The following is a 15,251-nucleotide window of genomic DNA, read 5'->3' as shown; positions in this document are numbered from 1 at the left end:
CCCTGGCAGATTCGATGAAACCTTACTTTTAGGTTACAACTTTGTCACTTAAGGAAGGCTGTCTGGTCATTAAAGGTTGGCACGAACGGTATCATTAATAAAAAAAGAGCCTACATGGCTCCATCCTTACAAAAGTTCCCCTTAGGAAAAGTAATCACTATTTTAGTATATAAATTTTCCTTTGAATCTACTGTAATCGATAAACCTAATTGATCACATAGTTTTTTACAAAGATATAGGCCTATTCCCGTAGATTTATAGTTTTGTCTACCTTTGCTCCCTGTAAAACCCTTTTCAAATATTCGGCCAATCTCACTTTCCGGTATTCCTATCCCATTATCCTCAATGATAAGCTGAATCCCATGCTTCAGATCCCGAGTATAAATCTGAACCTCTGGTGATTCTTTTCCTCCATACTTTACTGCGTTAATGATAATTTGATTGATGATAAACTCCAGCCACTTGCTGTCACAGTATACATTTCTATCAAGATTTTCGAGATTTACAGCGATATCATTCAGAATAAAAGTCTGCTTATTCCTGATCAGAACTTGATTTACGCATTCCTCCAACGAGATCTCTTTTATCAGATAATCCTTTTGCGCCTCTTCACTTCTGGCGTAAAATAAGGCCTGCTCAACATATCGATCTATTATTTCTAATTCCTCTAATACAGCTCTCGAATTAGCATTTCTATGATTCTCTTCGATTAGCTTAATGGCAGCAATCGGCGTTTTTACCTCATGAATCCATTGCTCGATATATTCTTTATATTCCTTTCGCTGCGTGTTCGTTTTATTGATTTCCTCAAGCATGGATTTTCCAGCCATTTTCATTAATTGGAAATAAGGAACCGCATCCAAGTAGGGTGGAGGATCAATTATTTCTCCCATAAGATATTTCTTATCCAGGTTGCCCACGGTTTTTAATAAATTCGAATAGTAGGCCTTTCTTTGGCTATATTCATAGATGAAAAATAGGGAGTACACTACTACCCAAGTGACTGCTATAGTAATGATCGTATCCATGGTATTTCCGACACTGAAAAGGAATAGGCTTAGAGTAATGATTGAGATTAAATTTAGCAGAATAACTTTTACTCTTTCTCTAAAATAATCCTGGAAGCTCATATGATATAACCTTGCCCTCTTCTAGTTTTTATAAAATCATGAACGCCGATATCTGCAAACTTATTTCTTAATCTAGTTATATTGACCGTAAGAGTATTATCATTGACAAACAAGGCACTATCCCACAGATACTCCATGATGTCTACTCTAGATACGATTTTTCCCTTGTTAATCAACAAGTAATAGAGGATTTTGAACTCATTTTTGGTAAGCTCGATTTCCTTATCAGCAAATTCTATCCTGCTGGACAAAAGGTTCAGCCTAACCCCGTTACAATCGATGTAATCGCTCGACTTTTCATTAGGATAGACTCTTTTTAGGAGAGAATTAATCCGGGCTAACAGGATTTGAGCATTGTATGGTTTGGTAATGAAATCATCCCCACCTAAGGTTATACTCATCAATTCATCAACATTCGTATCTCTACTCGTGATAAAAATAATCGGTACGCTTGAAAAACTGCGGATTTCCGTACATATGGTAAATCCGTCACTATATGGTAGATTAATATCTAACAAGATTAAATGGGGATTGTTCTCCTTCACTTGGCCAGGTATATTCTCAAACTCAACCGTTTTCACCACGGAATACCCATGACGTAATAAAAGACTTCCAATTTCATTTTGCAATTTTGGGTTATCCTCTACGATCATAATGTTAAACATCTCATATCCCTCCACATGGAGGTGACAGGCACCTTCCAGTTTTCTGGAAGGTGCCAGTTTTCTGGAAGGTGCCTGTCACCCTAGTTCCCGCTAGCGTCAATAATCTCAATTCCGTCAATAACCTCGTAAATATTAGAAAACTCATAGTTTCTAGTCTCTCCAGGTGCAACGTTGTTAAACTCGGCAGTTTCAGTTACACCTGTAACAACTGGATTGCTTCCGTATGTACCATTAATTTTTATTTTAACAGTCCCGGTGGTAATTGTTCTAGGTTCGAGATTTGTGATTTGAACAGCCACAACGGTTTGACCAATAAGGTTCTCATAGATATCAGTAATCTGTGCAGTCACATGGATGGGTTGAGCTGTCTGCTCTCGAGTAGACGCCTCACTATTTTCAGTCGGAGTAACGGTAAGTAAGATAGATTTTACCGGCTTGTCCTCAGCGTCAGAGGAATACCAAGCGACTTTATTATAGTCTACCTGACCTTGGATGAACCAGCCACCATCCATCTCATCCTCACCCTCAGACATAAGAAGGATGGCCTCTTTCTCCATAATCTGCTTAATCTCAGCTGGAGTTTGCCCAACCTTTGTGCCAAAAATATCGGCATTCTTATTGTTAATAATGACTGAAGAAATATAGTTATTCGCATCAGGCACAATTGTAATGTTAGGAATTTTGGCGAATTGGTATCCTACTCCGCTATCCACCTGAACCTCCTTGCTCGGCTCTCCCCAATTCTTTTTAAAAGCTTCCCATTCCCAACCGATGATCTCATCGATGACATTGGGCAACTCTACTTTTTTCTCTTTTATGGTAACCTGAGCCTCTTCTTTAGTAGCTGCTTCTTTATCCTCAGCAGACTTTGAAGAGGTTTCCTTTGAATCAGAGCAGCCAGCAAGAACAAAAGCCGCCATACCCACTAAAATAAATTCCTAATTCTATTCATAAAAATTCCCCCTGATTTTGGGTGACAGGCACCTTCCAGTTTTCTGGAAGGTGCCTGTCACCCATTTACTTCTGAAATATCTTCTTCAAATACATACCACCATATCCTGCAGCAAAGGAGAGACCGAAGCTTCCGATGAAGACTTTGATGAGGCTGACGGAAAGGGATAGTTCAAACATTTGCTTTCCTTCTTCAACTGCCTCGGCAACTCCATCTACATTCAAGATACTAAATGAAGCTAACGCGACCATGAATAAACTGTATACGGCGCTCGAAATCGCAAGAGATTTTAGCGAAAATTGGTTTGCCTTTGCCATCGAATAACCTGCAAACAATAGGAAAATGACAGGAATCACCATAGCAAGCTTATAATATAAGTCAATATCGAAAAGATTAAAAAAGTATTCTAGTTGAATTAAATCTCCATTCATAGCTTCTCCTGTGAATTTGAACCCCGAGAAAATGGAATATTGGATTCCACTGCTTTCCCCATCAGCTTTTAAATGGAAAGATAAAGGAGAAAAATGAAGCATACTATAGAAAATAGATGAAACCTGAATTCCAAATAAGCCAATAGCATATGATGTTTTTTCCAATAACTCAGGGAGCTCAGGCACATGCAAAGAGCCAATGATCTCCTTTAAATCATTCATTTTTCCAAAAAGATACCCAACAAAAATAATAGAAAAAGAAATAAATCCGCGAACAAATGCTGCAAAGCCCTGGTGCACAGCATTCCCATATGGAATGAACTTTTCCAAATGCTTCGTCACCCGTCGATAATTGATACTGAACAGCATCCCTAGCATACTAAAAATAAAACCGAATAAAAAACCTTTGACAATCGTTTGAAAAAGTGGATAGTTCGTCCCTAAATCAATGCTTACTCGCTCGCCTGATTTTGATAGGTTCAATTGATAATCAAAGCCACTAAAAAAGGAAAGAGCAGTTAGCAACAAAGTATAGATTAAACCGATTCCAAATGAACCTGAGAGAAATGATTTGAAAGAGATTTCAGGGTTATTTTTTCGATAAAGGATCCCACCAACAAAAAGTCCAATGAGAGGGAATAAGATGTAAGCAATCAGTGCAAAAGAAATATCCAAATCTGCGGTTCCGTGAATTTCCTCAAAGTAAGTGTTGACATCTAATTTTAACTGATAAGTAGGTGATAGGATGTGGGACATCATCACATTATCGGTAAATCCAAATAATTTATCTGGAACTTCTACATGTGAACCATATTCTTCAGTAATTTCTTGTGCGAACTCTGCCGGGGTAGATCCAAGAGAATCCTCAAAAATTCCTTCGTAAAATTGATTAATGGGTGCAAAGGATAAATAGTTTAGAATGAGCATAATTGCAAAAGCAACAATGGCTGGAATAAATACCTTTTTCAAAAGACCTTTTGACAATAAAGAAGTAAAAAAGGCTGCTGGCGCCGCAGCTGGTTCCATTCTTTCTTGAACGATTGGCTCCGGATTCATGTCCATGCTAGGCTGGGGCCTGCTATATTTTAATAGAGATTGCCCACAGCTGGTACAATATTGATCTACCATATTTACGCCATTCCCACAGTGGGGGCAAAAATTCGTTTCATTCGTTTTTATAAATAAAGATTGTACAGGAGGATTATGTCCAATCTGGTTGCCATCATGAGAGCAATAATTGCTCCAATCGGGGTTCGATTGGCCACATGTCTTACAATACATTTGATCGTCTCCTTAAGTTCTAGTTGTTCCGTTTCATTCCACAGCAGGGGCAGAATGTTGAGTTAACAGGGATTTGTTCTTTACAGGAAGGACAAGCGACTGTTTCTAGTACTTCCTTTTGCTCCGGCTGATCAATTTTTGCTCCGCATTCCCCACAAAACTTGTCTTCTTTACTAACCGGTGCTCTACAGGAGGAGCAGACATCTCCATGCCCGGCTTCTAATTCAGCCATTGCTCTTTTACATTGAAAAATTGTCCGATCTAGTTCAATCATTATGTCAATTTTTCCCTTTAAATCATCAGAGGTAATCCCTTCTGAACGAATCTTTTTGTAATACTCCTCCCCAAGCTGTAAAAGAACCTCATTCCGCTTCAATCCAGACTCTTGAAGAATATTATTCAAAGTTTGAGAGTCTTGAAGATTCATCCCATTATTTAATTTTTCCTCTATAATATTCATAATAATTTCTCACTCCTTTTAGTTTAAATTTATCACATAGTTCAAAAGGTGTATATTTGCTTTTTAGACGGTTTTAAGGGTGACAGGCACCTTCCAAAAACTGGAAGGTGCCTGTCACCCTTAGGTCCTTGTAGAAAAATTGCTAATATTATATGATTTAAAAGTAATTTTAATATATTTTATTACTATTTTAATATAGAAAGTGAGGGGAGTGTTTTGCATTGTAAACAATGTGGAACAAAGTTGAAGGAAAACCAGGTCTTTTGTAACAACTGTGGGGCAAAGGTTGAACGAAAAGGAGCCACAGAACAGACGATAGCAAATGGGCAATCGGGAAAATCGTCACAATCAGCCCAGCCAGGACATCCAACTCAGCCGACCCAACCAGGTCAATCGGAACAACCGGTTAAGTCGGGACAACCGACAAATTCAGGTCCAACAGCTCAGTCTAACCAACTAAATCAGCAGACGCAATCAGCACAGCAAGCTCAACGGAATCGAGCAACTAACCCAACACAGCCGGTCCAGCAAACGCGTTCCGACAGCAAGCCAAATTCATTTTTTCAATCCAAAAAGTCGAAGATAATTGCCTTAATCGTCGTTATCCTTGCTGCAGCGGGATTCACTGGCTACAAAGTCCTTTCATCCATGTACGAGCCGACAAAAATTGTTGAAAAGTTTGAAAAGGCTATCGACAAGGATGATGCCAAAGGATTGGCCAATCTCCTAAATAGTGGCCAGGATAATATGGAAGTTACTGAAGGAGACGCTAAGTCACTTTTAGCCTATTTAGAGGATAATCCAGATCTCCTTGATGAAACGAAGGACAACCTACACAAAGAAGCTCAGGCGTTTACCAATGACAAAATAATCGATGCTGAAAGTCATGATTATTTTAACCTAGTAGCCTTACCGAAAAAGTGGGGAATTATCAAGCAGTACGGAATTAGTTTTAAATCTATTTATCTTAAAATTACCTCAAATCAACCAGATACAAGTGTGACGATTGATGGCAAGGAACAGGAGAAACTGAAGGAAAATGATGAGAAAACGTTCGGGCCATTTTTACCAATCGAGCACGTAGTAAAAGGACTAATAAAAGCAGAATATACTTCGGTAACCGATGAAGTAGAGGTTAACCCATTTGACTATGAAAATAGCAAAATAGCTGTTGAACTTAATTTAACCGGTGAAGAAATTTACTTGTGGTCCAATTACGATGATGCGGTTGTTTTTATCAATGGAAAAACTACGGCGAAATCCGTTAGAGAATTGGCAACATTGGGACCCGTCCCAGTAGATGGTTCCATGAAAATCCATGCAGAAAAGAAAATTTCAGGGAAGCTATTAAAGAGTGAAGAGGTTTCTATTTCAGAAGGCAATAAAGAATACGAATTATACATCGATGATTCTGTAATTCAAGCCGAAGCCTTAGCAGCAGAAGAGGCCAAGCAAGAGGTAGAATCTGCCGTATATGATCACTATAGTTACATTTCCTCTGGTGATTATTCATCAGCCTATGACCTGTTCAGCGCCAGCCGACAAGGGAAAATTAACTACGAAAAGTGGAAAGATGGGCTAATCGATAACTACAGCAATGAGGTCGTGGTCAAGACCGATTCGGTAAAAGGGGATAAAGCTGTTGCCTCCTTCGAATTGATTTCTCGTGATTATAGCGAGGATGGAACCTTAGTACAGACCTTCAGCGGAAAGTGGAATCTAGTAAAAGAATTCACTGGCTGGAAGTTAGATACTCCAAAAATTTCAAAAACCGGCGAGAGAACGGAGTAATGAAAAGACCAATCGTTATAGGGATTCCAATTTTGGTCATTTTATTAGTCTCTGTAGGAATTTCCCTTCAATTAAATATGAAAGCAGACAAAGCCGATGTAAAAAAAGTGTCATCGAATGCAGAGTCAAATACGAAAGTTTCAGAGAAAAAAGAACCTGCGGAGCTCGTGGTAAAAAGTGAAGCGGAGCTAAGAGAAGAGCAAGTTGAGAAAGTATTGGCTGGCATGTCTCTTGAGGAAAAAATTGGCCAGCTTATGATGGTCGGCTTTTATGGAACAGAGCCAAGCCCTGAAATAAAGGAGCTAATCGAAGAAAAGCACATTGGCGGTGTCATTTATTTCGATCGTAACATGGCCACTCCAAAACAAGTGGCAGAGCTATCCAACTCCTTACAGCATTCGGCAATAACAATTTCTCATGAGCTTCCATTAATGATTGCCGTCGATCAAGAGGGCGGAGATATTTTAAGAATGAGAAGTCAGGTGTCTCCCATCCCTTCGCAGCAGAGACTGGGCCAGTTAGCCTCCCAGCATGTGTATAATGTCGCAAAAATTAACGGATCCGAGCTTAGCGCAATGGGGATTAATATCAACTTCGCGCCTGTTCTTGATTTATCAAACACGGACACCCGTTCTTTCGGAAAAGACCCGAATAAGGTTTATGAATATGGAAGAAATGCGATCAAGGGCTTGAACGATATGGGCATCACAGGGGCCTTAAAGCATTTTCCTGGGAACGGGCGAAGCGCCATTGACCCCCATGTCGAAACGTCATCCGTAACAGCAGACCAGCTTGACCTTGAGAATTCGGACATTTTCCCATTTAAAAAAATGATCCAAACCGTGGATCATCAGAACTTCTTTATCATGGTTACTCATATTAAGTATCCCGCCTATGACAAGGAAAAGCCTGCGAGTCTTTCCAAAGTGATTATCCAGGACTTATTGAGGAAAAAGCTCGGGTATGAAGGAATCGTCGTCACAGATGACTTGGAGATGGGTGCGGTTAATAAATATTATTCCTACAAGGACATGGGCAAGGAAGCCATCCTGGCAGGAGCTGACTTGCTCCTCATCTGCCATGAATATCAGCACCAGCTTGAGGTTTATAATGGATTGCTAGGTTCAGTGAAAAACGGAGAAATCCCCGAAGCACGAATCAATGAGGCAGCCAAAAGAATCATAAACTATAAGCTGCAAAAACAAATTCAAACTGAGGTGGACCCTAACCAGGCAACACTTAAGGTTAAAACTGATGAAAATGTAAACTTCATGAACGGGTTATAAAGCAGGGGAGCAGGGATAGCACACAGCTTACTGTTAGCACGTCAGCTATCCTCCCTCCCCACAACATCAAGAGGAAAAACCAATCCAATACACCTCAACTTGGGGAAAAGAAAAAATCAGAATAACATCGAAGGGAAGAAAGTAAATGATTTGTCCAAATTGTCAGCATCAAAATGATGGGGGGAATTTCTGCGAAAAATGCGGTACTAAATTGACAGCAAACGTAAATCCAGAAGTGGCAGCTACAGCTGAGTCATCACCTCAAGGCTTTACTAATCCTGTTCAAAACGGGGCAGACTTTAATTCAAACCCAAATCAATACACACAGCAAAATCAAAATCAATACGCTCAGCCAAACCAAAATACACAACAAACATACCAAAACGCACAGCCAAACCAATATATTGAAACGACTAAGAATGTATCCAAGCAATACTTTGGTTATTTTATCAATGTATTGAAAAAACCATACGCAACAAGCCAAGCAGTCGGCGGCGAACATTTAATCAATGGAATCATCACAATGGTTTTATATTCATTATTTATCCCATTAATGTTCTACTTTGGTCTAAAGGGAATTTTATCTGATATTAATAGCTTTGGCGCATCTCTGCTAGGCGAGGATATTGTAAAAAATCCACCATTTGCCGATGTCGTTCTTAAGCCAACATTTGCTTATCTCATCTTTATTTTCTTAGTATCAACCTTTACATTTGCAGCTGTAAAACTTGGTAGGATCAATGCAAGCTTTAAGGAAGTCATCGCTCGTTTCGGCTCATTTTTAATTCCGTTTGTTTGCATTTTAGCAATTGCATTAATTATGTCCATTTTAAAAATAGATTTCTTCCTATTCTTTTTACTATTAGGATTTTTAGGATCCATCTTCATTGTTCCACCTCTTGTTATCGCAAGCTTTAAAAAGGGTACTCAAGAAGGTGTTGATGCTATCTATGGAACACTCATTACGTATGTTCTAACCTTTATCGCCATCTTTATTATGGCAGATATGCTATTTGAATCCATCAAATCAGCAGTTACCAACCTACTTGGTGACCTAGGCGGATTTGGCGGCTTCTAAAAAGGGTGACAGGCACCTTCCAGAAAACTGGAAGGTGCCTGTCACCTGGATTTTTTTCCCTTTATAAATCCTCACTCTTGATTTCCTCTGTTTTCTGCAAAGTATGAACCTTCAAACCGTCTTCATGCTGAGTAAGTAAGAATTGAGACTGAAACTCTTTATATTTCGCAGAGCCGTCGCCATAATAAATATTATAGCCTTCCTCTGTTTTTACTTGATAACCTTCCTTCGTCTTCTTGACCTCTTTAATCTCCATCCCTTGGAAGTTCTCCGTAATTCCATTTTCCTCAATATAGGAAATATAATTTTTTGATTCCTTATAGGATTTCCCTTTTGGATCTAAAAAAGGCTCTGAGATGGAAAAATCACGGCTGTTGATGGCTGAGACACTTGTGTAGAAGTAGGTTTCCATGAACTGTTCAATTTCTTCATTGCTCACACTATCAGAGGTTTTCACCGCTGTTTCTACCTTTTCTTCCTCTTCCTCAAATAATAACCAGACATTGGACTCATCCACAATTTTCACCTTGTTACTTTTCACCGTTTTACCATCCTGTTTTCTTTCTGCGAAAACTGTTAAAGAACCGTCTGTTTCAATAGGGCCAAGCTCATCGATGTCTGCCACCAAAACTCCTGTATTTTTTCCATTTACATATAAAACGGCATCATCATAATTCGAATACACAATGACGTATTGTCCATCAAAATTGAAAGAGACATCTAATTTGTTTTTACTTGAAAGGGAAAAATCAAGTTCTCCTGATTTGGTCATTTTGGTGTAATCGCCATTATAAATTCCCTTGATCTCTTGCTTCCCAGGGAACACATATCCTACATTTTCAAAGGTGTCACTGTTTTTTAGGTGTTTCAGTTTTTTGCCATTCAACAAAAGATCCGTCCCTCCAAGATTAGAAGAAACATTTAATTGAATAGGATAAAATTGCAGGTAAAATTGATTATACAATCCCCATTTTTTCTTGCCTTGTTGTAGAGTCACTAATTTATTGCCATAAGTATCAATAATTGGTTTAATCTCTTTGATTTTTTTAATTTGATCAGCCTGTTTATTTAATTTTTCAACGATTTCACCAGCATCATTTTCTTTCAATAAGTACGTTAAAAAGGCTGCAGCCTCATCCTCAGAGATTTGATCCTTTGTTTGGCCTTCATTAATTAAATCGGCGAGTTTTTCAGAATCTTTTTGCTGGATTGCTTGAGTAAAGGCTTCTACTACCTTTGTAGGTTTTGCTTGTGATGAAAAATAAAAGTGTAGCCCGCCGATAAAGAGTATGACAATTAGCCCGGAAAAAAGAGCGATTTTATTTTTGAAGGATAGCGGCTTTTTTGGTATTGTTGGCTGAGTGATTTGTGCTTCTCCTGGTTGCTCCAGATTTGTTGGTACTGCTGTTTGTGTGTTTACTGCCGCCTCTGTTTTAGATAGTGTAGTCGATGTTTCTGTTGGCGTGGTAGCAGTAGCCCCCGTTGGTGTTGATTGTGTTATAGGGTCTGGTTTTTGTTCGGATTGTGTTTGTTCAGGCTGTCTAGTTTGTTTCGCACCACAATTTGAACAAAAAGCCTGATTTTCTTTTAATTGTGTTCCGCAATTTTTGCAAAATGCCATTATCTTCTCTCCCATTCTTAATTCACAACATCAATAACAATGATTTGTTCGTACACTATTCCATATATGCCTCTGAGATGTCTCCCGATTTCTTGTCCACTTTATAGTAGCCATGGGTAAAAACCTGTGGAGCGTCTTCCTCATCACGATACACCCAGAATACAAAGTAGTCCTCGAGTTCCTGATCAAGTGCCACCACCATATTCTCTAATTCTCCTAATTCAAGATATTGAAAAAGCTTTGTTCGTGCTTGACTCTCGTTTAAGAGTTTTGGTTTATAAGCCGCTGGGAGAATTTCATCAGGGACCTCATAGAGAACAGCGCCATCCAATGTCGAAATTCCATGTACTTGATCATCATTGTTCAATTTATATATGTAGGAGCTAACCTTCTTTGTCACGTAATCATCAGCTTCAAAGTCATAAACCGACTGATTCATCTTGGCTTTTTTGATTAACTGCGGTTTTGAATAATATTTTGTCAGGTACTTATTTGCTTCATCCCAGGTTACATTTAAAGGCTTATCCGATGCTGCAATTCTCTTAATCTTGTCGATTTTCCATTTTCCATCTTGCTTTCTAACCGTTAAAAAAATCTGTTCTCCACCACTGCCGGCTTCATTCTCAAACTCAACCGAACGAATCTTGATATAATCTTCTGTGCTTTCAATTAGCTTAAAACGAATATCAAAATGCGGATTAGCAAATATTGCTACATCACATTGGCAATATAAATCATCTGCTAGTGGACGAATCTGAGCTTCCGCAAAATTCTCCGTCGTGTATTCAGATATCCCCTTGATTAACACATCCATATCTGGGGGATTATCCCCTTTTGTCCATTGATATTGATCCCCTAAATCGAAAACTTTTCTTAGAAATTTCTCGTATAAAGGAGGAATAATCTTCTTGGCCTCATTCTCTTTTATGACATTCTCCTTAGAAACGGACGGAGCTGTCTCTTCATGATTGGTATTGGTTGTATTTTTTGAAGGTGAATCCGTGCTGGAAAAATAGGTATACCCATAATACCCAACAGCAGCTAAAACAACTACAGATACTAGAATCCAAATTACTTTTTTCAAATAGTTTTCCTCTCTCTCCCCTATAAAAATTAGAATGGTTAAAACCCAAATATGATAATCGCCCACCTAAATACAGATGGGAATTATATATATTTTACTATAACTTTTGGTCTATTTAATAGAAATTAAATGGAATTAAATGGTGACAGGCACCTCCCATAAAATGGAAGGTTTCTGTCACCGTTTACCCTATGAGAATAGTCCCTTTTGAATTTCTGGGAATTTATAGTAAGATTAAATGAGAGGATCTTGGATAGGGTGACAGGCACCTTCCAGGAAATTGGAAGGTGCCTGTCACCTAGGAAGGGGAGATTTGCAGCATGATCTGGAAGTTTAAGAGATTAGGAGTTTTATTGGTAATAACCGCATTAGTCGTAAACATTTGGGCAGTCGGATTGCCGTCACATTCTGTTGAGGCGGCATCGAAAAAGATATACACAATATCGGCAACCTCGAAGCCTATCAATAAGAAAATGCTAAAATACAGTACATATAACAAATACACGAAACAATATTATTTAATCCGGTCCTATCTTGAAAAGCTGGAGAAAGCGGGCGGGGGAACACTAGTCTTGAAAAAAGGAACCTACACTATCAGTAATGTTCTCTACGTTCCTTCAAACGTAACGATTAAAATGAAAAATGGGGTCAAAATGGTAAAAGGCACAAAGACAGGAACGAAAAAGTTCAGCGCTTCGAAATCCATTTTTCAATTAATTCGACCATCAAAGGCTCATAAAAAGGGAGTTTACGGGAAATACAATGGAGAAAAAAATATAACGATTCAAGGTGAAGGCACAGTAACCATCGACTTAAAATACATAAAAGATAGTCTGGCCATCATTATGGGACACAATCAAAACGTACTTGTTGAAAACATCCATTTTAAAAATATGTATTCTGGCCATTTTATCGAAATGGACGCTTCTAAAAATGTAGAAATTTTCAATAATTCTTTTACTGATTCAAAGGTATCTCCAAATGTGAACAAGGAAGCAATTAACCTCGATACCCCTGATAAATCAACAAATGGTTGGAGTCAGAAGTGGAGTAAGTATGATAAAACGCCGAATGAAAATGTCTTCATTGAGTATAATATTTTCGATCAGCTGGACCGAGCGGTGGGGACTCACAAATATTCAGAGGGAAAATACCACGAAAATGTAGTCATTCGCAATAACTCAATTATGAATACACGCTCCGATGCCATCCGCGTGATGAACTGGTCCAATCCAATTATTGAGGAGAACACCATCGAAAATGTTGCAGACGGTGCCCCTGGAAAAAGAGGAGTACTAGCAAGCGGAGTCATCAATCCAATTTTTCAAAATAATGTATTCAACAACGTGGGAAGAACATTCCAATTCATCGCATGGAAAAATACCGGCTCCGGTGCCCAGTATGATATCACATACAACATCCTAACCGACGAAAATAAAGCCGCTCTCCAAACAAACAAAGCAACAAACGTATCTGAAACCATCATTCGAATCAACAACGAATATAACGAATACAGAAGAAGTACGGAAATAGTAAAATTTTGACGGGTGACAGGCACCTTCCAGTTACTGGAAGGTGCCTGTCACCCGTTTTCCGAAATTCCGGAAAGAACAAATGGATATATTCCGGTATTCCGGAAAATTCCGTTTTTGCGGAATGATAGACTAGCCCACATAGCTTAAACAAGTATAAGAAATGACTCACAAAATGAACATTTTATGAAAAAATTGAGAAAATCACAGATTTGGCACACTTCTTGCAAAAAGAACAATAGAAAACAAATTCCAATGAAAGGAGAAATGTAACGAAAAGAATGTAAACGCTTACCAAAAACAGAGCACACATTAAACATGGTATAACACCACGACACCACATCATTGCTCAACCAAACATTGCAAAGCCAAACACAGCACAACCCACCACAACACCACCGAACCACCACACACGAACAAAGGGTCTCAAAAAGCAACAAAAAAGGGGGATTTTTATGGATTTAATTATTATATTATTAGCTCTGGGCTTCCTCATGTTTGTCGCCTACAGAGGGTTTTCCGTTATTTTATTTGCACCGATTTGTGCGCTTTTTGCCGTACTATTAACGGAACCTAGCCACGTATTGCCATTCTTTTCAAACATCTTCATGGATAAGATGGTTGGATTTATTAAAAACTATTTTCCTGTTTTCCTTTTGGGGGCTATTTTTGGTAAGGTCGTTGAAATGTCTGGACTTGCTGAATCCATTGCTAAAACGATTGTTAAACTAATCGGCGCCAAAAGAGCGATTCTGGCTATCGTCCTTTTAGGGGCAATTCTCACATACAGTGGAGTTAGCCTATTTGTAGCGGTTTTTGCCATTTATCCATTTGCAGCGCAACTATTTAGAGAGGCCAATATTCCAAAACGCTTAATTCCTGGGACGATTGCCCTTGGTGCTTTTACCTTCACGATGGATGCCTTGCCAGGAACGCCACAAATTCAAAACGTTATTCCTGTTTCCTTTTTCAAAACGGATATTTACGCAGCACCGATTTTAGGGGTAGTCGGAGCTCTTTTCGTATTAGTTCTCGGCTTGCTCTACTTAGAATCCAGACGCAAGAAAGCGGCAAAAGCGGGTGAAGGCTACTATGGTTTCGATGCGGAAACTGCCGCCGCTGTTGAAGGTCTAAGCCCAAATCAAGGGGTAGATCCTCAATTATCCACAAGCCAGCCGTTATCCAAACAAATTTTAGCCTTTGTCCCACTCATTTTAGTTGGGGTCATGAACAAGGTTTTTGTCACCTATATTCCAAAATGGTATCCAAACGGCTTTGATTTTAAAAAAATTGGAATGGAAGCCCTCGGTGTCGTTGATATTTCCGCTGTTGCAGCCATCTGGGCAGTAGAAATGGCACTAATCGTAGGGATTATCTCTACTATTCTCTATGACTGGAATCGGGTAAAAACAAACTTCAAAGAGGGACTCAATTCCGGAATTGCTGGTTCCTTACTCGCAACGATGAATACGGCAGCAGAATATGGCTTCGGTGGCGTCATCGCGGCTCTCCCAGGCTTCGCATTAATCAGCAATGGAATTTCAGGGACCTTTTCCAACCCTTTAGTCAATGGAGCTGTCACAACGACCACTCTTGCCGGGGTAACCGGTTCTGCTTCAGGTGGGATGGGGATTGCCTTAAGCGCGATGGCTGAAAAGTACAACCAAGCAATTGCCGCGGCCAACATTCCGCCAGAAGTGATGCACCGCGTCATTTCAATGGCCTCAGGGGGGATGGACACCCTTCCACATAATGGAGCGGTCATCACCCTACTCGCCGTCACAGGCCTAACACACAGACAGTCATACAAGGACATTTTCGCCATCACTGTTCTTAAAACAGTCGCCGTCTTCTTCATCATCGGCATCTATTCGATTTTTGGAATCTATTAAAAGTAGAACCACAGCTATTTTATTAAAAGAACCATGGGATAGGTTGTA

General features: G+C 39.3%; 12 protein-coding genes. 5 read left to right on the top strand and 7 right to left on the bottom strand.

Annotated features, from left to right (window positions below):
• Positions 1 to 110 precede the first annotated feature (110 nt).
• The 5 genes from BQ6100_RS18895 to BQ6100_RS18875 all read right to left on the bottom strand — a co-directional run bounded on the left by BQ6100_RS18895 (position 111) and on the right by BQ6100_RS18875 (position 4,919).
• Positions 111 to 1,130, bottom strand: a complete 1,020-nt coding sequence (locus tag BQ6100_RS18895; protein WP_075983078.1) for a sensor histidine kinase — start codon at positions 1,128 to 1,130, stop codon at positions 111 to 113.
• The gene (locus tag BQ6100_RS18890; RefSeq protein WP_075983077.1) at positions 1,127 to 1,795 is read right to left on the bottom strand and encodes a response regulator transcription factor; all 669 of its coding nucleotides are present in this window, start codon (positions 1,793 to 1,795) and stop codon (positions 1,127 to 1,129) included. The genes BQ6100_RS18895 and BQ6100_RS18890 overlap by 4 nt, the downstream gene beginning before the upstream one ends.
• A gap of 80 nt (positions 1,796 to 1,875) precedes the next feature.
• Positions 1,876 to 2,721, bottom strand: a complete 846-nt coding sequence (locus BQ6100_RS18885) for a hypothetical protein (RefSeq protein ID WP_075983076.1) — start codon at positions 2,719 to 2,721, stop codon at positions 1,876 to 1,878.
• A gap of 91 nt (positions 2,722 to 2,812) precedes the next feature.
• Positions 2,813 to 4,306: an NUDIX hydrolase gene (locus tag BQ6100_RS18880; protein WP_222705720.1), complete on the bottom strand. Its 1,494-nt coding sequence runs from the start codon at positions 4,304 to 4,306 to the stop codon at positions 2,813 to 2,815.
• A gap of 172 nt (positions 4,307 to 4,478) precedes the next feature.
• Entirely contained in the window at positions 4,479 to 4,919 is a 441-nt protein-coding gene (locus BQ6100_RS18875; protein ID WP_075983074.1) for a zinc ribbon domain-containing protein, read from the bottom strand.
• A 216-nt stretch (positions 4,920 to 5,135) separates the two neighbouring features.
• Here BQ6100_RS18875 and BQ6100_RS18870 point away from each other — a divergent pair, with 216 nt between their 5' ends.
• From BQ6100_RS18870 to BQ6100_RS18860, 3 genes are all read left to right on the top strand, one after another.
• Positions 5,136 to 6,710, top strand: coding sequence for a TcaA 3rd/4th domain-containing protein (locus tag BQ6100_RS18870; RefSeq protein ID WP_075983073.1), 1,575 nt, complete (start codon positions 5,136 to 5,138; stop codon positions 6,708 to 6,710).
• Positions 6,710 to 7,996, top strand: coding sequence for a beta-N-acetylhexosaminidase (gene nagZ, locus BQ6100_RS18865; protein WP_084780493.1), 1,287 nt, complete (start codon positions 6,710 to 6,712; stop codon positions 7,994 to 7,996). The genes BQ6100_RS18870 and nagZ overlap by 1 nt, the downstream gene beginning before the upstream one ends.
• Before the next feature lie 211 nt (positions 7,997 to 8,207).
• Positions 8,208 to 9,074: a hypothetical protein gene (locus BQ6100_RS18860; protein WP_141770168.1), complete on the top strand. Its 867-nt coding sequence runs from the start codon at positions 8,208 to 8,210 to the stop codon at positions 9,072 to 9,074.
• 61 nt (positions 9,075 to 9,135) lie between these two features.
• Here the strand turns inward: BQ6100_RS18860 and BQ6100_RS18855 are convergent, their stop codons facing one another.
• Both BQ6100_RS18855 and BQ6100_RS18850 read right to left on the bottom strand, forming a co-directional pair.
• Positions 9,136 to 10,695, bottom strand: a complete 1,560-nt coding sequence (locus tag BQ6100_RS18855) for a zinc ribbon domain-containing protein (RefSeq protein WP_159433177.1) — start codon at positions 10,693 to 10,695, stop codon at positions 9,136 to 9,138.
• A gap of 55 nt (positions 10,696 to 10,750) precedes the next feature.
• Positions 10,751 to 11,779, bottom strand: coding sequence for a hypothetical protein (locus BQ6100_RS18850; protein ID WP_075983071.1), 1,029 nt, complete (start codon positions 11,777 to 11,779; stop codon positions 10,751 to 10,753).
• 320 nt (positions 11,780 to 12,099) lie between these two features.
• Between BQ6100_RS18850 and BQ6100_RS18845 the strand changes: the two genes are divergently transcribed.
• Both BQ6100_RS18845 and BQ6100_RS18840 read left to right on the top strand, forming a co-directional pair.
• Positions 12,100 to 13,323, top strand: coding sequence for a right-handed parallel beta-helix repeat-containing protein (locus BQ6100_RS18845; protein WP_235816553.1), 1,224 nt, complete (start codon positions 12,100 to 12,102; stop codon positions 13,321 to 13,323).
• 443 nt (positions 13,324 to 13,766) lie between these two features.
• Complete coding sequence (locus tag BQ6100_RS18840; protein ID WP_075983070.1) at positions 13,767 to 15,203, top strand: GntP family permease; 1,437 nt, start codon at positions 13,767 to 13,769, stop codon at positions 15,201 to 15,203.
• Positions 15,204 to 15,251 lie beyond the last annotated feature (48 nt).

Source organism: Bacillus massilinigeriensis (assembly GCF_900117315.1).
Classification (GTDB): domain Bacteria; phylum Bacillota; class Bacilli; order Bacillales; family Cytobacillaceae; genus Bacillus_BE; species Bacillus_BE massilionigeriensis.
The sequence above is the reverse complement of the archived record's forward strand: the minus strand, read 5'-3'. Positions and strand labels throughout refer to the sequence as shown.

What these genes read in the sequence shown, in the direction of transcription:
- BQ6100_RS18895 (WP_075983078.1), bottom strand. Translation starts at nt 1,130, where the DNA reads ATGAGCTTCCAGGATTATTTTAGAGAAAGAGTAAAAGTTATTCTGCTA.
- BQ6100_RS18890 (WP_075983077.1), bottom strand. Translation starts at nt 1,795, where the DNA reads ATGTTTAACATTATGATCGTAGAGGATAACCCAAAATTGCAAAATGAA.
- BQ6100_RS18880 (WP_222705720.1), bottom strand. Translation starts at nt 4,306, where the DNA reads ATGGTAGATCAATATTGTACCAGCTGTGGGCAATCTCTATTAAAATAT.
- BQ6100_RS18875 (WP_075983074.1), bottom strand. Translation starts at nt 4,919, where the DNA reads ATGAATATTATAGAGGAAAAATTAAATAATGGGATGAATCTTCAAGAC.
- nagZ (WP_084780493.1), top strand. Translation starts at nt 6,710, where the DNA reads ATGAAAAGACCAATCGTTATAGGGATTCCAATTTTGGTCATTTTATTA.
- BQ6100_RS18855 (WP_159433177.1), bottom strand. Translation starts at nt 10,695, where the DNA reads ATGGCATTTTGCAAAAATTGCGGAACACAATTAAAAGAAAATCAGGCT.
- BQ6100_RS18845 (WP_235816553.1), top strand. Translation starts at nt 12,100, where the DNA reads ATGATCTGGAAGTTTAAGAGATTAGGAGTTTTATTGGTAATAACCGCA.
- BQ6100_RS18840 (WP_075983070.1), top strand. Translation starts at nt 13,767, where the DNA reads ATGGATTTAATTATTATATTATTAGCTCTGGGCTTCCTCATGTTTGTC.